This window comes from Halomonas sp. DP4Y7-1 (assembly GCF_019800705.1).
In the GTDB taxonomy this organism is placed as follows: Bacteria; Pseudomonadota; Gammaproteobacteria; order Pseudomonadales; family Halomonadaceae; genus Halomonas; species Halomonas litopenaei_A.
On record NZ_JAHVKS010000008.1, the window covers coordinates 186396 to 206549 of the forward strand.

A 20154-nucleotide genomic window follows, 5' to 3' on the forward strand; every position below is an offset into this window, starting at 1 on the left:
TGATAGTGGTACGAATAACGCTGACCAGGCGTGATGGCCGACAAGCTATTATTCGCTTATCACTCTATAAATGTCAGAGATTTTCGCATCAGCCTAGAATGCGTGGGACCAATGGTCGAGGGAAGTCTTGGCTTCACATTAGTCTCTATGATCTTGAATAATCATCCACAGCATACTAGCAATAAAAGCAATGAATATTGTCACGATGGCAAAGATCGAAAGGTTATAAAGTCGTTCTGGCCGGGTGGCGTATTCTGGAAGAAGAGGACTCTGTAGCACACTCACTTGCTTCAACTTACGAGCAGCCTCTATGCGAGTTCCCTCCAGGGCCGTCAGTGCGCTAGAGTAGGTTTCCTGTGCAAATCGAGCGCGCAACTCAAGCCGCTGATATTCAGATGATAACCGGTTGAGGGAGTCTCCTGTTGCCTTGGCAAGCCGTTCCTGCTCCTGATCGATCTGTTGCCGTAGCGCTGTAATTTCACTCTCTACTCTGACCATGTCTGCTGAGCGTTGGCTGGAAAAGCTAGCTAATGCACTCCGTCGTGCCTGCAGCCTGGCCAATTCGCCTTCCAGACTTGCCACAACCTGGTTAAGGCTATCGACTGTCGATGTCGGCGATACCAGTCCGTGTGTATTCTGGTAGTCGAGTAGATCTTCCCGACTCTCATCAAGTCGATGAGAAAGACGTTCAACCTGCACCTCAAGAAATCGCACCTGCTCTTCGGCAAGACGTTGCCCAATGGCATTCATGTGAGACTCACCTGCCTCGAGTAAAAGAGACGTTAGCCGCTGAGCAAAACTTGGAGTGAACGCCTGAACTTCAATCTTGAGTACGCCTGCATAGTCATCGAGTGACACGCGCACACGCTTGAGATAGTACTCGTGCATGTCTTCTATCGCTGCATTCGCGTTCCACAACCTAGCCGGAAAATCTCCGTTTTTACTATAGTGTGAACGCAAATCTAACTGTCTATCTGCCAGCTTCAACATATCTACGGAAAGCAAATACTCTCTCAAAAGCAGCATGTCGCTGTCGATATTCGCACCAGAAATAATACTCGAAAGACTAAATGTTTGAGGCGCAATCTGGGGGCTTTCCAGCACCACAACGGCTTCTGAAACATAACGATCTTCAGCCCATACAAGCCAGTAGAATGACATAACTAAAATCGATAAGAGAGCTACAAGCCAGTGGGGCCGACCCCTCAACCATCGCAGCATCGTATTTCTTCCTTGGTGGCGATGCCCCAACGGAAGCTATTCCTGGGGCCTGTCATCATGGTGATGTTCCATGACCTTGATGTGCTGGGTCTCTGGCCTGGATCGCTCGGCGAACTTCGTGCAGACGGTCTCGCGCGATGTTGCGACGCAGAACCAGGCTTTCGTGCAACTTTCCATTACGGTGAGGATCGCCTGCCGTGACAGTGCCCCCCAACTCGTCCAAGCGTGCCTGCCAGCGCATCATGCTATGGCGACGCTTCCTCAGCAGCCTTCTCAACGCATCAAGCGGCATTTGTTCAAGTCCTTTAGTCGGTTTGGCTGAACTGCGTGATGCCTCCTTATCTTCGGCGAGCTGACGTGCAAGGCGCTGACGTTCGGCGTTCGGGAGAGACGTCTTAGGATCAGCGACGGCAGGTGAAGATTCTGATTGGCCTGGAGCCATTTGAGGAAACACGGCCGTGTCATTGACGCTGGTGAGGGCACGTGCTTCAGGTACCTGATCGCTGTCATGATGATATACTGTGATAGCATCATTAATATCATCAAACCAGAAGGCCTGGCCTTCCTTCAAATAGATCCCAGCCTGGCAGAGTTCTCGCAATATGCCCTCACTGTGAGACACCATGATCAGGCTTGAGCGTCCTACTCGTTCCTTGAAGGCTTGAGTGGCCTTGGCTCTGAAGGCCCGGTCTCCGACGGACGTCGCTTCATCCGATAGATAAACATCGAAGTCGAATGCGAGTGAAAGGCCAAAATTGAGTCGAGAGCGCATGCCACTAGAGTAGGTTCGAATCGGTTCATCAAAGGCTTCGCCAATCTCGGCAAATTCTGCAACCTTCTGAATGACATCACTGACATCCCTGCGCCCGCCATGAATGCGCGCCACGAACTTGACGTTCTGACGGCCAGTCAGGCTCGCCTGGAACCCACTCGCAAGTCCCATCGGCCAGGACACCCGGACGTGACGCCGTATGCAACCCCGTTCTGCCGTATCCATTCCCGCGATCAGTCGAAGCAGTGTGGACTTGCCCGCGCCATTCCCTCCCAATACACCCACGCTGACCCCGGTCGGGATCGTCAGGTGGATGTCCTTCAACACCCAGTCCCTGACCAAGTGATGGTGATATCGTTTGTAAAGGTGCTCTATCTCTATCATGGCGTCTTGGTCATTGCGCCACTAATTGATGCTTGAAGCGAAGATGCAATATCAAGCCAAGAGACATTAAGGCCAGCGTCACCAACCAGAAGTACACACTACTGCTACCCGGCACCTTTCCGTATGACGAGAAAAATCCCTCTCTTAGGAATTCAAGCCCGTGCACCACAGGATTCAGTAGCAGATATTTCTGTGCCCAGTGGGGGGCTACCTGAATTGGAAAGATCACGCCCGACAATATCATAAGTGGCATCATCACCATCTTCAGGACAATAGCCACTTCAGCTACCAGAGTGGCTAATACAGATACGACCAGCCCTAGTGCCAGTCCCAGTAGCCACAGCGACAGCCACCAGGACAGTGCGATCAGCGCATCGTCTGGGGCCATAGCTTCTTCCTTGAGAAGTAGGCCGCCCACGATAAAGATAAGAAAGATAAAAGACCGTAATAGCCCCTCCAGGGCAACTCGCACCATCACAGGATCACTAGGCACGACTTGGCGATAGGCAAACAGTGCCTGACTCGCCCTGATGGCTCCCATACCTCTGGTCATACCCTCTCGCACAAGGAAGAACCCCATCAGGCCGACCACCATCCACGGCAGGAAGGGCGCGCCTATTAGCAGACTATCCGCATGAATAAAGCTTCGGATACCTACCATGATCAGCGTGAAGAGAACCGGTTCTGCCACCATCCAGAACCACCCCATGCGGTCGGTCATGGTGCGGGCAATGGCCTCCCGCAAGAACAGGGCATACCACACACTTCGTGTCACCACCCAGGGATGCCGCGTTGCCGTTCGAGTCATGTCTGCGCACTCCCCTCGATCCGCCGCTACTCTAGAGATCAACAGCCACCTTGGTGGCCACGGCAATCTGATAGAGAATCTGCGTCAGGCTCGTCGCCAGCTGGAGATTCTTGGTCGGTACCTTGGGCATCACCAGAATTTCATCTCCAGGCTGGAGCGCAACATCATCCGCATTCCGCACGGCGCCGTTCTGCCTGACCACCAGAATATGGTCGTCATCTCCCCTCTGCGTCAGCCCGCCTGCAGCCTCAAGATAGTGGCCAAGCCCAGCTCCCGTCTGGAAGACCATCGCCTGGGGAACGATGACCTCACCACTAATCAGCACCGAATCCGACGCCTCGGGCAGGGTCACCACATCACCGTCCTGCAATCTGATGTCCGCGATCCCTTGATCGCTGGCCACCACGAGCCGCCCACTAGGCTCCAACTCACGAGCTCGAGCTACGAAGGTCTGAATCAACTCAGCTTCACGAACCCGTATCTGCGCTTCCTCGTCAGTAGCGGATGATGCTCCGAGATAGGTAGTTTCCAGACGACGCAAGCTATCTTCCAATGCCTGCTTCTGCTGGAGAGCGACACTCTCTCGGCGAATCGAGACATTGCCGCTGGCAGATAGGTTTCGTTGGACGGCGACCGCATCCAACAGCTCACCCAAGCGAGCGTCGATAGGGAGAGCGAATCGAGATGGCCCCATAAAGCTCCCTTCCAACGTCACCACAATGGTGTCTACCTGATGATCAGCGCTGAAGATGACCTCATCGCCGGGCCGGATCTGGCGGCCCATAAACTCCGCCAGTGTCACATACGTCGCCATCGGGCCGGTCGCTCTCTGCCCCCTGAGCAAAGCATGCGATACCCCACTTTTCAGACGTGCCAAGGTGACCAGCTCACTGCCACTCAACTGGTTCGTCAACAGCTCGTAGCGATAGGCACGCTCCACGTCTCCCGTTACCGCAATCGAGGGCCCGCGCTCCTCCACCACGATAGTGTCGCCATCGCGAAGCTGGGGCCGAGCAATACTGCCGTCCAGTAGAAAACGATAAAGATCGAAGCTGGCTAAGTGTTGGCCTTGGCGCATCAGCTTGACCCGGCGATAACTGCCAAGAGCGTTGTCGATGCCGCCGGCCTGATCAAGAAAGTACAGAATCGAGTCTGATGGTGTGCCTGCGTAGCGACCCGGGCTATGAACGTAGCCGGTCACATAGACGCCCACGGGCTGGACACCTTGAAGATTGGTGTAGACCTGCACATTTTCGGGGTAAATATTCTGAATGGCAGCCCGCACCCTGGCATCCAGCTCACCGTGACTCAAGCCTTGCACCGCAAGCGGACCTATAGAGGGCAGAAAGATATTTCCCTGTGCATCCACAGGTACCACGCGATCAAACTCCACCGCGCCCCAGGCCCTCAATGTCACCTGGTCACCAGGCTTGATCCGGTAGTCGCGATTCAAGCCGTCCGCCATAGTGCCGCGGAACCCTCCCGCGAAAAGGTTGTCGCCAAAGGGCGGCAACAGGTCAACGCTGGGTGTTGTGCTGGAGGTAGGCGAAGAAGCCACGGGGCCATAGTGATCGTTATGCCAGTTTGTGCGGGGCCGGTCGTCAATCGCCTCAACGGCTTCCTGCCGTTGGGCGTCTGGCAGAATGTCGTTCGGCAGCACTAGGCTCTGTGCCATGGCGGCGACCGGCAGCACAATGAGCCACGCCAACATGATGAGAGACATGATGTGTGCCCGCAGGCCTACCTCGGTTCGACCGCTCATCCCTTCGCTGTCTGCTTCCGCTGCTCCAGCTCGGCCACACAACTCACGTCCCTCGCTCGTACCGTCCATGTACGCCATCACCAGGTCTCCGCTCCGTTATACAGCGCTGTCACCAATCGATCACTGGTCCAGTTACCTTGCTCACCCCGGCAGGCCACCGCCACCATTCGCTCTGCGTTGGCGCGTCGTATCGTGAGATGACGGCAGATTCGCCGACTCGCGGCAAAGTAGGGGGCACCTGCCTGTACCTCGGCATTGGCTCCCCAGGGGCTGCTCGGCAATACCGTGACGCTACCCGCACTAGCGTCTGTCAGAAATCGTGCCAGCGATGCATCTAACGGTCGCCCAGTTGGTGTAGCCATAATGCTGGCGTCATCACGGGTCGGCGCCATGGGCGAATGAGCACATCCCCCCAAGATCCAAAGTAACAGCAGTACTAATGCAGACAGTCGTATCTGACTGCGCTGGTACATTGCCCTGCTGGCCGCGCTTCTTGCTCTTCCTGCCCCGCCCCCGGTTCTCATCCCTTTATCATCCATCGCATCTACCTTTCGTCCCCTATATTGTCCGACCATGCTCCCGATCTCGCGATAATGTCGCTTTCTTGTCATATCTGCACAAGCTGAAAAGCGTGTTTAACAGAGATGTATCACCCCGACATCACCGTGGCGGAACTGCCGAGATAGTCTCGCCAGTTGGCTTTAGGTAGACGCTTACATATATTTCAGTAACTTCGCAATAATGTCCTTCTCGCTCATCTTCTCAGTATCCACAACGATTTCGGCATCCACGGGCGCTTCATAGGGACTGTTGATGCCTGTGAAATCGGCGATTTTTCCCTCTCTTGCCTTTTGATACAGTCCCTTAGGGTCTCTTTTCTCACACACATCCAGGGGCGTATCCACGAACACTTCCACAAAGCCATCCTGATCGAACAAGGCTCGTGCGGCTTCTCTGTCTGCGCGAAAAGGTGAAATAAAAGCCGTTATCACAATGACGCCGGATTCTGCAAAGAGACGTGCTACTTCGCCGACTCTCCGAATATTTTCTGCTCTATCTCTCTCATTCATCCCGAGATCTTTGCATAGCCCGTGACGGATATTGTCTCCATCTAGAATCATGGTGTGATAACCACGTCGGTTCAGTTCGACTTCCAGAGCATTCGCCAATGTCGACTTGCCAGAACCAGATAGCCCCGTGAACCAGACACATCGGCCCTCATGACCATTAGTTCGCTCACGCATGGTCTTAGTGACCGTGGTGCGATTCCAGACCACGCTGGCTTTGCTGTCATGATTGCGAAACTCATATGGCAGTTCGCTATCCACAGGGCAATGAATCATGCCAGCACCAACAGTCAGGTTGGTGAGCCGATCAATCAGTATGAAACACCCGGTGCCCGGGTAGCGACGGTAGTCATCTACTGGTACCTCGGCTGTCAACTCCAGGCGGCAGCGCGCGATGGCATTGAGATCGAGCTGAACACCATGTCTTTGCTCCAAGGTGTTGACGTCGACCAGGTAATCGATGGCCACTACCTTTCCGGCGAGGTCCCGTGTGGAAAGCTTAATGTCGTAGAGCTTGCCAGGCTCCAACGGCGTTTCATGCATCCAGACGATATCGGCTTCGAAACCATCGCATAGAGCCACCGAGTCATCGGCAGCTACGATCCAGTCCCCTCGCGAGACATCAATGTCGCCAGCCAGAGTGACCATGATGGCCTGCCCCGGAAACGCAGCCTCGAGATCCCCATCCATGGTGACAATGCGCTTGACCTGACTCGTGGTGCCCCGGGGCAGGACCCTGATCGTGGCGCCCGCCGTCAAGATCCCAGACGTCAGCGTGCCTGCATAACCGCGAAAGTCCAGGTTAGGGCGACTGACGAACTGCACGGGCAAGCGCAGGTCACACAAGTTCTGATCATGCTGCAATTCCACCGTTTCCAGCAGCTCCAGTAGGCTCGGCCCGTCGTACCAGGGCATCTCCCTACTTGGCTCCACCACATTGTCACCCTTGAGCGCTGAAATCGGCATGAAGCGGATATCTCGAGCGCTTACACGATCGACAACCGATTGATATTGTTCAACGATCTCTTGGTAGCGCTTCTGGTCGTAGCCCACCAGATCCATCTTGTTGATCGCTACCACGAGATGTTGAATACCTAGCAGGTCACAGATGAAGCTATGGCGCCGCGTCTGAGTCTGCACACCATGTCGCGCATCTATCAGGATAATGGCAAGACTTGCCGTCGACGCCCCAGTCGCCATGTTGCGGGTGTACTGCTCGTGCCCAGGCGTATCAGCAATGATGAACTTGCGCCGGTCGGTGGAGAAAAACCGGTATGCCACATCAATGGTAATCCCTTGCTCTCGCTCGGACTGCAGTCCATCGACAAGCAACGCAAGGTCGACCTCATCCCCCGTCGTCCCACTGGTCCGAGAGGCCTGAGTGATGGCCGCCAACTGATCCTCATAGATCATCTTCGAGTCATGCAGCAGGCGGCCGATCAGGGTCGACTTGCCATCGTCCACGCTACCGCAGGTGATAAACCGCAGCAGGTCCTTGTTCTCATGCTCGTGAAGATAGCGCTCGATATCGTTGGCAATCAGCTCGGACTGGTGGGACATACAGAATTCCTGTTGAAAGAGAGGATGCCGCCATGGAAAACGGCCGGCAGGTAAACTCAGCAGCAACGCTGTCCAGGCAGAGCCAACATCCACGGGTTGAGCACCGCGCCCTGGTGCGAGGTGTCACTATCTCTACGCATGCAACCTGGAGGTCGCCGTTAAAGCGCCCTATTTCTGCTGCTAAGTAGGCTCGTTGCTAGGACGTGATGTCAGAAGTAGCCTTCGCGCTTCTTCTTCTCCATCGATCCAGCCTGGTCATGGTCGATGGCGCGGCCACTTCGCTCGCTGGCGCGAGTCAGCAGCATTTCCTGAATGATCTCGGGTAGCGTCGAGGCCCGTGACTCGACCGCACCGGTCAGCGGGTAGCACCCCAGGGTGCGAAAACGTACCCAGCGCTGTTGAGGAACTTCATCGTGAGCCAGGGGGAGGCGTTCATCGTCCACCATGATCTGCATTCCGTCTCTATCGACCACCGGGCGTGGCGCAGCGAAGTAAAGCGGAACGATGGGAATCGATTCGAGGTGGATGTATTGCCAGATATCCAGCTCGGTCCAATTGGAGAGAGGAAATACGCGAATCGACTCACCCTTGTTGATCTTGGCGTTATAGAGACTCCAGAGCTCGGGACGTTGGCTCTTGGGCTCCCAGCGGTGGTGGCGATCACGAAAGGAAAAGATGCGCTCCTTGGCGCGGCTGGCCTCTTCATCACGCCTCGCGCCACCGAATGCAGCATCGAAACCATGCTGGTCCAACGCTTGCTTGAGTGCAGCGGTCTTCATCACATCGGTGTACTTGGCACTGCCATGGTCAAACGGGTTAATGTTGGCAGCGACGCCTTCCTCATTGATGTGTTCGATAAGCTGCATGCCAGACTGCTTGGCCATGAGATCCCGGAAGGCGATCATTTCCCGAAACTTCCAAGTCGTGTTGACGTGCATGAGGGGAAACGGAGGCGTCCCGGGAAAGAACGCCTTGCGAGCCAGATGCAGCATCACCGACGAGTCCTTGCCAATCGAGTACAGCATGACGGGCCGCCGAAACTCGGCCGCCACCTCTCGGATGATATGGATCGACTCAGCCTCGAGTTGCCTCAGGTGAGTCTGCCTGTCGGGTGCTAGATCCATGGAAGCTAGTCCTCAAGAAATCGAAGGCGGGCCTAGGCCCGCCAGAAATACGGTCGCAAGGGGGTCATCAGGAAGGCGAGAGGAGATGACATCGGACGTACAGGGGAACGGTTCGGCCATGGCGCGTCGGCGAGACAGCGGGAGGGGCCGGCTGCTATAGCAAGAGTGAAAGAGAAGGTGCGAGTAAGGGTGTCCCAGGCCGAAGCAGCCGGACCGGCGTAGACACCGTCAGAGGCCTGCGGCGGCAGTGAAATGTCTGGTCCATGAACGCCATGCCAAGGTGCCCTGCTAAGCCCCCTTTTTCTGACCCTACTTTCTGACCCTGTTGTCTGACCGTTACCTAACACTACAGCTACTGCAGCCCTTATCTTGGTGCCTGTGTGATGGCGCCTTGAGTGATAAGGCTTATGTGTCAACGCATCATTGTGCGCCGCCTGACGTGCCGATGGGACGATACATACATGAACAATGCTGAAAGCACGCTACCGCCCCGGGGATGTCACGGACGTTTCCCCTCGCCCACTTCAGTGCCCAACAGCACTTTCCGCACAATTTTTTGTTACACGGTTCTTCATACACTTTTAAACAAAAGAACCGTCTTACGTTACAACCGAGGATGTTAATGATCTTGCCTGTCATCATCCAGCCAACCCTGCCATTCACTACGAAAATTAAACGACTTCGGCATAATGAGTAATCCAGCGACATATAATTATGCCGATACAAATAAATCCAAGTCATACGTCCCGATAACGACGGCAACTCGGCATCAATAAACGCATAGAAAAGAATGATAAAAATCAATAAAAACAACAAGATATAGGAAAGCTGGAAATGTATAATTTTGCAAAAGCAAAGTGAGCGTCTTATTTCCTACGACTATTGGACAGATAATAATATCGGCGCTTTGCTGAATAAGACTCAACCATGATGTGGGTAAGACAACTGCGTCATGGCGCGGAAGAGCAGAAGGCAGTTCATTCGAAAGTGATTATGCAAAGATGGCAGACGACTAAAAACACCAAATCGCGACACTACTATTTCAAAGCATCAGGACTAATATATTAATCTCTATAACTGTAAAAAATTCGTTAACTTTTTCGTCCATAAGGACAACCATCGGATACGCGTTGCCCCTACGGCATTAAACGTAGGACGTCGACGAAAGTCAGACGCCAATGAGCAGGGGAAGCATGGAAGGGCCGCAGCCTCGATCGGCAGCGCGAAACGACATCGACACGATATCGACACAACAGATCTTGAGTGACTACCTTTCTCCTTCTGCCTGTGCACTTAGCCGTAAGGCCCGAGTCCTCAATGATCGCCCCCTACCACACAGCGGCAAACCATCATCACTCAGCCCTATGCCTCAGTCACAAGTACGATACCCATCGCTCCCTGGACCTGGCGACGAACCCAGATGTCCAGAGAAGCGACGGGCACGCTGGCCAGTCGCGCTCAGAGCACGCCGCCCACAGAACAGCCCCCACGGAATAGGCGCTTCGTATCAGCATCGCTCCTCCATAGGGTTGTCGGGGGGCTGCCCTCAAGGGTTAGACGGCCGTAGCAGCGGAGCCACTAGTGGACGACGACAGATCAGGCATATGCGCCGGCGATGGCCCTCTGGTCTGGGTCAAGGTCGCGGGTGTCCCCAGGGTAAATCCCGAAACTAGCTGACCCAGCCGGTCTGCCTGCTCCAGCAGACGTTCGGTGGCGGCAGTGGACTCTTCGACCAGGCTGGCATTCTGCTGAGACATACGATCCAGCTCAGCGACGGCGATGTTGACCTGGGCGATGCCCTCGCTCTGCTCATCGGCAGCCACGCTGATTTCGTCAAGACTCAAGGCGACGCGCCCCACCTGGTGAACGATTTCGTCCATGGTCTGGCCGGCCCGACGCACCAGTTCCGTGCCACTGGCGACTCGCTCGCCAGACGTCTCAATCAGTCCACGAATTTCTCGTGACGCATCGGCTGAGCGAGTGGCGAGCTGGCGTACCTCGCTTGCCACAACGGCGAAGCCGCGCCCATGCTCACCCGCTCGCGCGGCCTCTACCGATGCATTCAGCGCCAGCAAGTTGGTCTGAAAGGCGATCCCATCCATGACCTTGACGATGGCGCCGATCTGGCTTGACGACTCGGTGATGGACTCCATGGTTGCCACCACCTCAGCGACTACCTCGCCGCCCTTCTCGGCCACTCCGGACGCTTCACCCGATTGGCGCCGAGCCTCCCTGGATGATGCTGCGGTATGCGCCACGGTACTGGTGATTTCTTCGATGGATGCCGACGTCTGCTGCAAGCTCGAGGCCGTCGACTCGCTGCGTCGTGACAGGTCCTGACCGCCTAGCGCAATCTCGCCTGCGGCCACGCGCACGGACTCGCTGCTTTCGCGAATGGTGACCATCACCGCCTCCATGCGCGACACAAATCGATTGAAGGCGGCTGCAATCTGCGCCACTTCGTCCTTGCCACTTTCAGGCAGGCGTCGGGTCAGGTCGCCATGGCCACTGGCCACATTCACCATGGCATCCCTGGCGGTGGACAGCCGCTTAAGCGCGAAGCGAAGCAGTACGCCCAGCACCAGCAGTGCTACCAGGCCAACGATCAGCAGCGTCCAGATCGACGCCTGCGTCACCTGGGCGAGGCTGGCACCGGCTTCCTGGCTATCCAGGGCGATCACCAGCTGCCAATCCGTGCCATCGATGGGCGTGGCGTACAGCTTGCGCAGGCGCTCACCGATCTCGACCTCGATCGGCGACTGCTGTTCACTCAGGCTGACCAGGAAGTCTGGCGTGAGACGTTCGGCAAGCTCGCTGGCCGGGACCAGGCTGAGCGACGCGTCGGGATGTGCGACCAGCTTGCCGTCCCCGTCCACCAGAAAAGCAAAGCTGTTGGGTGTGGGAGCGATCCCCTTCACGACATCGATCACACTCTCGATCATGATATCCCCACCGACTACCGCTTCCAGGCTCCCCTGACGATAGAAAGGTGTGGCAAAGGTCACCACCAGACCACCGGTATTGGCGTCTTGATAAGGAGGCGTCACCACCGTGGACTCCGCGGCCACCGCCTGGAGGTACCAGGGGCGTTGCCGCGGATCATAGTCCGCAGGCGCTTCCCAGCCATCGGAAAACACGGCATCGCCAGAAGCACTATCAGCAAGATAGGTGGTCAGAAAGCCACCCCCTGCCTGAAGCTGCAGTAGCGCGCTCATCGGATCCGCTACGGCCACCGCCGGCGCCAACGCCTCGAGCTGCCGGCCATGGCCGATGACCCATTCGTCGATGGCGGCTTTGTTGCCCTCGGCAACGGACGCCAGCTGTTCACCGACCTGGCGCTCCTGATGATGCTGAAGAATGCTGAAGTTCACTAGGCCGTTGATCACCAGGGCCGCCAGGATGACGGCCACGGTGGTCAACAGGAGCCGAAATCTCAATGAATGAATCATGTCGCTCTCTGTCAGGGGGGTGGGCCTCGCGTGAGCGAGGTCGACAAAAAGCTCTATCGGCTATTTCACACTCACCTTTAATCAACGCAGGTAAGGTCTATTGACGGCCTGGCGGGCCGGTCCATCACGACTCCCTTATTAGCATTGCCCCCGGAGCATGCCCCCTTGAGATCGCCCCTGTGCCAACACCCAGGTCATGCACTTCCAATGCCCTGAGGCTTGAGAGCTTGCCGGCGCTTGAACAGCGGCAGCCACCGGCGTTGTGTTCTTGCCGCTGACGTCGGCGGGGCCAGGGAGGAAGGCTCATCGTCGAGATGCGTGCAGGTGTCTGGAAGGCGCATGTGCGCATTGGCCTCGATCAACGCGACAGCCGTCTGCGTCAGGCGCTCGGCCTCTTGCCTGGAGCGCCTTACCATGTCGGCATTGCGTTGGGTCACGCTGTCGATGTCGGCCATGGCCTGGTTGAGCTGATCCAGGCCCTGATGCTGCTCGCCAGCCGCCTGTTCGAGTTCCACCATGCGCGCCCCCAGCTCGACGATGGCACCGGCAATGCCTTGAATGGACGCATCAGCGTCACGGGACTGCCGGGCGCCGACTGCCACACTGGCACTGGACGCCCCGGTCAGATCACGAATTTCGCCCGCAGCCTCCGCACTGCGCGCCGCCAGACTGCGCACCTCTGCCGCCACCACGGCAAATCCACGACCGTGCTCCCCGGCTCGAGCGGCCTCGACCGACGCATTGAGGGCCAGCAGGTTGGTCTGGAAGGCAATATCATCGATCAGCTTGACCATCGCCTGAACCTGGTCCGCGTGACGCTGAATCTCGGCCATGGCCGTTGCCACCGCGGCAACTCCTTCACTGCCGCTGGCAGCACGCTGCCCCACGTCATCGGCCAGGCGATTGGCCTCACCGAGATGGGCCACCGTCTGCGCCACGGTCGTCGTCAACTGCTCCAGGCTGGCGACCGTCTGCTCCAGGGCCGCCGCCTGCTGCTGGGTGCGACGGGACAGCTCACGGCCATCATCCTGCATGCGTTCAGCGTTGTGGCGGAGGCTGTCGCTAGTCTCGCGCATGTCACGCACGTTCTTCACCAAGGCCAGACGCAGTGACTCAACGCCTTGGTACAACTGCCCTACCTCGTTGTTGCCCCGGTCTGGCAGTGGCTGCTCGAGCTGCCCCTGAGCCAAAGCCTCAAAGTGGCGCAGCAACGCCTTGAGCGGCTGAAGAACGTGACGTCTCACGCCAAAGGCCAGCAACACAGACACCAGCAGTGACAGCCCCAGCGTCGCGGCCAGCGCCATATTCATGCGGTCCGCCAGGTGGCGAAAGCCCGCTGCGAGCCGCGCCTCCTGGGCCAGCGCCTCGGCCGAAAAGGCCTCCACACCCTCCACGAAGTCGTGGCTCATGGCCGTCAGGCGGGACTGCCCCGCATCGTAGCCCCCCAGGTCACCCTCCTTGAGCAGCATCAATTGCAGCTCAAGGCCGGTACCGACCAGCGAGCGAAAGTGCTGTTCCAGCGTTGACCTGTTGCTCGACAGGGCCTCACTGGCGTCCGACGCCATAAAACCGTCAAAGGCCAGCTTGGCGTCCGTCAGCAGCGCCTCGGCAGCTTCGATGACCGGCCCCGGACGATCAAAGGAAGGGACTCGCGTCAGTCGCGCCGCCCTGTCCATCTCTACGCGGGAGCGAAATACCTGGGTCTGAGCCAGATTGAGCAGCCGAAACTGCTCGACATGCTCCTCTCGCATCGTGTCGAAGGCTTCACGGCCTTGTTGGTTGGCATACAGGCCAAGCCCGCCAAGGCCCGCCATAAGGAGAAAGAACAGCGCCAGCACCAGCAGGCCGCCGGTGCGAATGGAAAGAAAGCGAAGAGGCGTCATCGGAGCAAGGTTCCCTGGTTGTCCCGTTTCTTGAGCGAAGGGGTGCGGCAGGAATACCAGCTATTGATGACAAGACTGTGTCGAAACGGGACTCGGCGCCCGAGGCAATCGCCTACGGCTCACGCACAGCCTGCCTCGCGCCCAGGCGCCTCTCGGGCTGGGGATAGGGCTGGTAAGAGACCAGCCTAGACTTGCATGTTCATGACGTCCCGATAGGCCGATACCAGGCGGTTGCGCACCTGCTGGACCATCTGGAAAGCCACGCTGGCCTTCTGCATGTCGACCATCACATCGTTGAGCTCGACGCCCGGAACGCCAGCCTGAAAGGCCTTGGCCTGGGTGTCGGCCGTCGCCTTCAACTCATTGATGCGCTGTATCGAGGACTTGAGTGCATCGGCGAAGCCGCCGTCGGCTTCGGCCCCATCGCGCACGCCTGGAGGCTGTGACGCAGAAACCTGACCGGCATCACGGGCCATGGTGGCCATCTGGGCCAGAGCCGATTGCATCGCGGGTGTCGACATGTGAAGTCCTGGTGCTCGTTAGTCTGCAGGGAGTTCCCCGATCGTCGCAGGCAAGCCTACCAAGTCTTGCGTTCTGCTCATCGCCGTAAATGGCCGACAAAACATGGGCTATTTCAATCATTGGCTCGACCAGGCCTCACGATAATAGGCATCAACACAGAACCGGGCATTGCCCGCGGCCACTCGACCAACGGACCACCGGTCATGCCAATGACTCGACTTTACACGTCTCTTCCGCACAGGAATTGTCCATGAGCGCCACGGCAGACGCCAAAGCCACCAGCGCGGGCCCCCTGTCCGGACTGACGTCAAGACTGGGTGGCAAGCCCTTGATTCCGCTGCTGCTGGCAGGGGCAGCTTCGATCGCGCTCATCGTCGCCCTGGTGCTGTGGGCCTCACGCCCGCAGTATCGCGTGCTGTTCAGCAACCTCAGCGAAGCCGACGGTGGTGCCATCATCACCGAGCTCGACAGTCGCGGCGTACCCTATCGTTTCTCCGCCGGCGGTCACGCCCTGCTGGTGCCGGACGATCAACTGCACACCCTGCGCCTGCAGCTGGCCGAACAAGGCCTGCCCCACGGCGGCAACGTAGGCCTTGAGCTGATGCAGGACCAGGCCTTCGGTATCAGTCAATTCGCTGAGCAGATCAACTACCAGCGGGGTCTCGAGGGTGAGCTCGCTCGCTCCATTGCCTCGCTGGGCCCGGTCGCCGATGCCAGGGTACATCTGGCGCTGCCCAAGGATTCGGTTTTCGTGCGCGAGCGCCAGCCGGCCAAGGCCTCGGTGGTGCTGACCCTCGAGCCCGGCAGGCGAGTCGGAGAAGGCCAGGTGGCCGCCATGGTCCACCTGGTGTCATCCAGCGTGCCCGACCTTGCCGGTGAAGACGTGACGGTGATCGACCAGAACGGTCGTCTGTTGTCGGCGGCCAGCCACAGCGGGCTGGGGCTCGACGGCACCCAGCTCGACTACATCGCCGAGGTCGAGCGTTCCTACCAGCGACGGATCGAGGACATCCTGGCGCCACTGGTGGGCCCTGCCAACGTGCACGCGCAGATCACCGCTCAGATCGACTTCTCCAAGCGTGAAGAGACCCAAGAGCGCTACGGCCCCAATCAGCCCCCTAACCAGGCCGCCGTGCGCAGTCACCAGTCGAGCCTGGACATCAATGGCCAGGGCGATCTGGCCAGCGGCATCCCTGGTGCCCTGAGCAACAGCGCCCCGACCACCGCCGCGTCGCCGATTGATAACGGAGAGACCGACCCGGCGGCCGCCGAGCAGCCGGGGAACGCCCAGGACACCGCCGGCGACGAACAGGCCAGCGCCCAGCGAGTTCGCCGCGATGACGTCACCAACTACGAGGTCGACCGCCAGGTCTCCCACGTACAGCACCAGCGTGGAGGCATCGAGCGCCTCTCCGCCGCGGTGGTCATCAACTATCAGGATGGCGTCGACGATACCGGAGAAGCCACCCGCACGCCCCTCTCCGACACCCAACTGGCCGAGGTCGAGACCCTGGTGCGCCAGGCCATGGGCTACTCCGAGGAGCGCGGCGACGCCTTGTCCGTGGTCAACCGTCCGTTTACCCAGCCGGATGCGCTGGTCGAGCCGACCTGGTGGAAGGACCCCATGGTCCACCAGCTGGCCAAGGAGATAGGTCGTTACCTGCTGATCTTGCTGGCTGCACTGCTGCTGTACCTGCTGGTCCTGCGCCCACTGATTCGCCGCTATACGGAAACCCCGCCAGCGCCTGCGATGCCCAGTGCCTTCTCGGCCCGGGTCGGCGACGAAGAGGCCGAAGGCGAGCACAAGGCTGATGGCGACAGCGAGTCAGGCGAAGACGAGGCGGCCACGTACAGCCGCGACAACCGACGCAAGCGCAAGGCCAATGCCTACGAACAGAATCTCAATGACCTGCGGGAAATGGCTCAGGAAGACCCACGTCTGGTCGCCATGATCGTGCGCAGCTGGATGAACGCCAATGACTAGCATCGAAACCTCGAGCGGCATTCGACGCAGCGCAGTGCTGTTGCTTGCCCTGGACGAAGATAGCGCTGCAGAGGTATTCAAGTACTTGAATGCCAAAGAGATCCAGCAGATATCGCGGGAGATGGCCCAGCTCGGCCAGATCTCCCACGAAGAGATGCGACGGGTCCTACATGACTTCCACACCGAGACCGAGGAGTTCATCGGTCTCAACATGAATTCCAGCGAACACATCCGCTCGGTGCTGACCAAGGCACTAGGCAGCGAGCGCGCCTCGAGCCTGATCGAGGACGTGCTGGAAACCGCCGGCACCAGCAGCGGCATCGATGCCCTCAACCTGATGGAACCGGCCACCGTGGCCGAGCTGATCCGCGACGAGCATCCGCAGATCATCGCCACCGTGCTGGTGCACCTGGAGCGCCACCAGGCCGCCGATGTACTCGAACTGTTCGACGAAAAGCAGCGCAACGATGTGGTGCTGCGGATCGCCACCTTCAGCGGCGTTCAGCCAGCAGCGCTGCAGGAACTCACCGAAGTGCTGACCAGCATGCTCGACGGGCAGAACCTCAAACGCAGCAAGATGGGTGGCGTACGTACCGCGGCAGAGATCCTCAACCTGATGAATACCACCCAGGAAGAGGCCGCCATCGACACGGTGCGCTCCCACAGCGAGGACCTGGCCCAGAAGATCATCGACGAGATGTTCCTGTTCGAGAACATCGGCGACCTCGACGATCGCAGCATCCAGCTGCTGCTCAAGGAAATCGAGACCAACAGTCTGGTCATCGCCCTCAAGGGCGCTCCGGAAACCCTCAAGGCCAAGTTCCTGGTCAACATGTCCCAGCGTGCCGCCGATCTGCTGCAGGAAGACATGGATGCCCGCGGCCCGATTCGGGTCTCCCAGGTGGAAGCCGAACAGAAGGTCATCCTGCAGGTGGTGCGCCGCCTCGCCGACAACGGCGAAATTGTGCTCAGTGGAGGCGACGAAGCCTATGTCTAGGGGCGTGCACAAGACGCATGACAAGGGGGCGCGGGCATGAGCCATTGGCGTCGCTGGAACATGGGAGCCCTGCCCGAAGATGCAGACGAGGCGCCCGCGCCTGACACACCGACGCGCAATGAGCTGGCTGCCGAGCGCCAGCGTGCGCGGGACGCAGGTCACCGTGAAGGCCATGCCCAGGGTCACCAGCAAGGCTTCGACGCAGGCCATGCCAAGGGCTATCAGCAGGGCCTGGAGCAAGGTCTTGCCGCCGGGCGTGCCCAGGCCGAGCAGGAAATCGCCGCCGCGATCGACACCCGTAGCGAGGAAGCGCTGGCTCCCTTGGCACAGCTGGTCGAAGACTTCCAGGCGGCGCTGATGCAGCTCGATGATGCCGTGGCGGAACAGCTGACCGACCTGGCCCTGGCCACCGGTCGACAGCTGGCAGGCGAGGCATTGAAGGCACGCCCTCGACAGGTCGTCGAGCTGGTACAACAGCTGCTGCATACCGACCCGCCGCTGGTGGGCCGCCAACGCCTATGGCTGCATCCGTTGGACCTGCGACTGGTTGAGCGCCACCTGGGAGAGCAGCTGGAGACCGCCGGCTGGACGCTCCGCGTCGACGAACGTCTGCATCGGGGTGGCTGTCGCGTCAGCGGCGACCAGGGCGATATCGACGCCACCTGGGAGCGCCGCTGGCAGGCCGTCACCGCCCAGGTCCGCCGCCGCGCCCCCCGCGAGACGGACGACGACGGCACTAGCGGCGAGGACGGCGCCCCATGAACTCACCTCAGGCCCACCATCAGCATTGGCAGCGCGTGCTTCAGGCCGTCACCCAACGGGTTGATGGCCTGCCCGCTACGCGAGCCACCGGACGTGTCATTCGCGCCACCGGCATGGTGATCGAAGTGGTGGGTCTGCAGGTAGCGCTGGGTGACAGCTGTCGCATTGAACTCCCCGGTGAAGGCCCACGCCAACCAGACGGTAGCCAGGCCAGCCAGTACGCCGAGGCGGAGGTGGTAGGCTTTGCCGGCGAGCGTCTGTTTCTGATGCCGCTGGGAGAGATCAGTGGCCTGATGCCTGGCGCCCGCGTCTTGCCCCTGGGTGAGGGTGGCGCCAATGCCTCGCGCCGCTTTCCATTGGGCGACAGTCTGCTGGGACGCGTTGTCGATGGCACCGGCGCCCCCCTCGACGGGCTCGGCGAGCTCGACGACGCTCCCCGCGCACCGCTGGCCACCCCTCCGCTCAACCCCTTGTCACGGGCCCCGATCGACGAACAGATCGACGTCGGCATCCGCGCCATCAACGCGCTGCTCAGCGTAGGCCGCGGTCAACGCATGGGGCTGTTCGCTGGCTCGGGCGTCGGCAAGTCGGTACTGCTCGGGATGATGGCTCGCTACACCCAGGCCGATGTCATCGTGGTCGGGCTGATCGGGGAGCGTGGCCGCGAAGTACAGGACTTCATCGACAACATCCTCGGCCCCGAAGGACGCCGTCGTGCGGTGGTGGTCGCGGCCCCGGCAGATACTTCACCCCTTCAGCGACTCAAGGGGGCCGCCTACGCCACCCGCCTGGCCGAAGGTTTTCGTGACGACGGCAAGAACGTGCTGCTGATCATGGATTCGCTCACCCGCTACGCCATGGCCCAGCGCGAAATCGCCCTGGCCATCGGCGAGCCCCCGGCCACCAAGGGCTATCCGCCCTCGGTCTTCGCCAAGCTGCCGAGCCTGGTCGAGCGCGCGGGCAACGCAGCGCCCGGCGGAGGCTCCATCACCGCTTTCTATACCGTACTCACTGAAGGCGACGACCAGCAGGACCCGATCGCCGACTCGGCGCGGGCCATACTCGACGGCCACGTGGTGCTGTCGCGAGGCCTGGCCGAGGCCGGCCACTATCCCGCCATCGATATCGAAGCCTCGATCAGCCGTGCCATGAACGCCATCGTCGATGACGACCAACGCCGCCAGGCACAGGGCTTCAAGGCCATGTTTTCACGCTATCAGCGCAACCGCGACCTGATCAGCGTCGGCGCCTACCAGCCGGGCCACGACCCGCGCCTTGACGATGCCGTGCGCCGCTACCCTGATCTGGAAGCCTTTCTGCAACAGCGAATCGACGAATGCGCCAGCCTGGAGGCCTCGCGTCAGGCGCTCTCGTCCACTCTGGGAGGAGCAGCATGAGTACCCCACTGGATACCCTGATCGAGCTGGCCCGGGATGCCCGAGACCAGGCCCTGCAGCATCTGGCCAGCGCCCGCCGCGACGAGCGCCAGGTGGCCGAGCAGCTGACTTCGCTGGAGCACTACCGGCAGGAATATGCCGAGCGCCTGCACCAGGACATGCGTCGTGGCATCGATCCGGCCACGCTGCATAACACCCAGCGCTTCCTGATGTCACTGGATGACGCCCTGGCCAGGGCACGCAGCGCGCTCCAGCGGGAGCGTGACAAGGTCACCAGCAGCCAGCAGGAATGGCAGCAAGAACAACAACGCCTGAGCGCCTACGACACCCTGGCACAACGCCGTGCACAGCAAGGCTTGCGTCATCAGGCCCGCCAGGAACAGCGCGTCAGCGATGACCTGATCAACAGCCGCCTGCAGCGTGGCAACGCCATTCCCGGCGGTTACTGAGCGATAAGGATAT

General features: G+C 59.4%; 15 protein-coding genes. 5 read left to right on the forward strand and 10 right to left on the reverse strand.

Annotated features, from left to right (window positions below; genetic code table 11):
- Positions 1-138 precede the first annotated feature (138 nt).
- The 10 genes from KUV72_RS15575 to fliE all read right to left on the reverse strand — a co-directional run bounded on the left by KUV72_RS15575 (position 139) and on the right by fliE (position 14551).
- Positions 139-1221 (reverse strand): chain-length determining protein, encoded by a 1083-nt coding sequence (locus KUV72_RS15575; protein WP_222239017.1) that lies wholly within the window; start codon positions 1219-1221, stop codon positions 139-141.
- 55 nt (positions 1222-1276) lie between these two features.
- Entirely contained in the window at positions 1277-2377 is a 1101-nt protein-coding gene (locus KUV72_RS15580; RefSeq protein WP_222239018.1) for an ABC transporter ATP-binding protein, read from the reverse strand.
- A gap of 10 nt (positions 2378-2387) precedes the next feature.
- On the reverse strand, positions 2388-3185 hold the full coding sequence (locus KUV72_RS15585) for an ABC transporter permease (protein ID WP_222239019.1): 798 nt from the start codon (positions 3183-3185) through the stop codon (positions 2388-2390).
- A 31-nt stretch (positions 3186-3216) separates the two neighbouring features.
- Positions 3217-4908, reverse strand: a complete 1692-nt coding sequence (locus KUV72_RS15590; protein WP_261317529.1) for a polysaccharide biosynthesis/export family protein — start codon at positions 4906-4908, stop codon at positions 3217-3219.
- Between the two features lie 116 nt (positions 4909-5024).
- Positions 5025-5309 (reverse strand): DVU3141 family protein, encoded by a 285-nt coding sequence (locus KUV72_RS15595; protein ID WP_222239021.1) that lies wholly within the window; start codon positions 5307-5309, stop codon positions 5025-5027.
- A 351-nt stretch (positions 5310-5660) separates the two neighbouring features.
- Positions 5661-7574, reverse strand: a complete 1914-nt coding sequence (cysN, locus tag KUV72_RS15600; protein WP_222239022.1) for a sulfate adenylyltransferase subunit CysN — start codon at positions 7572-7574, stop codon at positions 5661-5663.
- Between the two features lie 209 nt (positions 7575-7783).
- Positions 7784-8698, reverse strand: coding sequence for a sulfate adenylyltransferase subunit CysD (gene cysD / locus KUV72_RS15605; RefSeq protein ID WP_222239023.1), 915 nt, complete (start codon positions 8696-8698; stop codon positions 7784-7786).
- A 1553-nt stretch (positions 8699-10251) separates the two neighbouring features.
- A complete protein-coding gene (locus KUV72_RS15610) occupies positions 10252-12147 on the reverse strand; it encodes a methyl-accepting chemotaxis protein (RefSeq protein ID WP_222239024.1) in 1896 nt (631 codons plus the stop codon).
- A gap of 194 nt (positions 12148-12341) precedes the next feature.
- Complete coding sequence (locus KUV72_RS15615; protein ID WP_222239025.1) at positions 12342-14030, reverse strand: methyl-accepting chemotaxis protein; 1689 nt, start codon at positions 14028-14030, stop codon at positions 12342-12344.
- Positions 14031-14215: 185 nt separating this feature from the next.
- Positions 14216-14551, reverse strand: a complete 336-nt coding sequence (gene fliE / locus KUV72_RS15620; protein ID WP_222239026.1) for a flagellar hook-basal body complex protein FliE — start codon at positions 14549-14551, stop codon at positions 14216-14218.
- Between the two features lie 251 nt (positions 14552-14802).
- On the opposite strand from fliE, the gene fliF reads away from it, so the two are divergent.
- Genes fliF through fliJ form a run of 5 tightly spaced genes read left to right on the forward strand, consistent with a single transcriptional unit; the run spans position 14803 to position 20141 of the window.
- Positions 14803-16536, forward strand: coding sequence for a flagellar basal-body MS-ring/collar protein FliF (fliF, locus tag KUV72_RS15625; RefSeq protein WP_222239027.1), 1734 nt, complete (start codon positions 14803-14805; stop codon positions 16534-16536).
- Entirely contained in the window at positions 16529-17533 is a 1005-nt protein-coding gene (gene fliG / locus KUV72_RS15630) for a flagellar motor switch protein FliG (RefSeq protein ID WP_222162374.1), read from the forward strand. Before fliF ends, fliG begins: the two co-directional genes overlap by 8 nt.
- Positions 17534-17569: 36 nt before the next feature.
- Complete coding sequence (gene fliH, locus KUV72_RS15635) at positions 17570-18295, forward strand: flagellar assembly protein FliH (protein ID WP_222239028.1); 726 nt, start codon at positions 17570-17572, stop codon at positions 18293-18295.
- Entirely contained in the window at positions 18292-19692 is a 1401-nt protein-coding gene (fliI, locus tag KUV72_RS15640) for a flagellar protein export ATPase FliI (RefSeq protein ID WP_222239029.1), read from the forward strand. Before fliH ends, fliI begins: the two co-directional genes overlap by 4 nt.
- A complete protein-coding gene (fliJ, locus tag KUV72_RS15645) occupies positions 19689-20141 on the forward strand; it encodes a flagellar export protein FliJ (RefSeq protein ID WP_222239030.1) in 453 nt (150 codons plus the stop codon). Before fliI ends, fliJ begins: the two co-directional genes overlap by 4 nt.
- Positions 20142-20154: the final 13 nt, after the last annotated feature.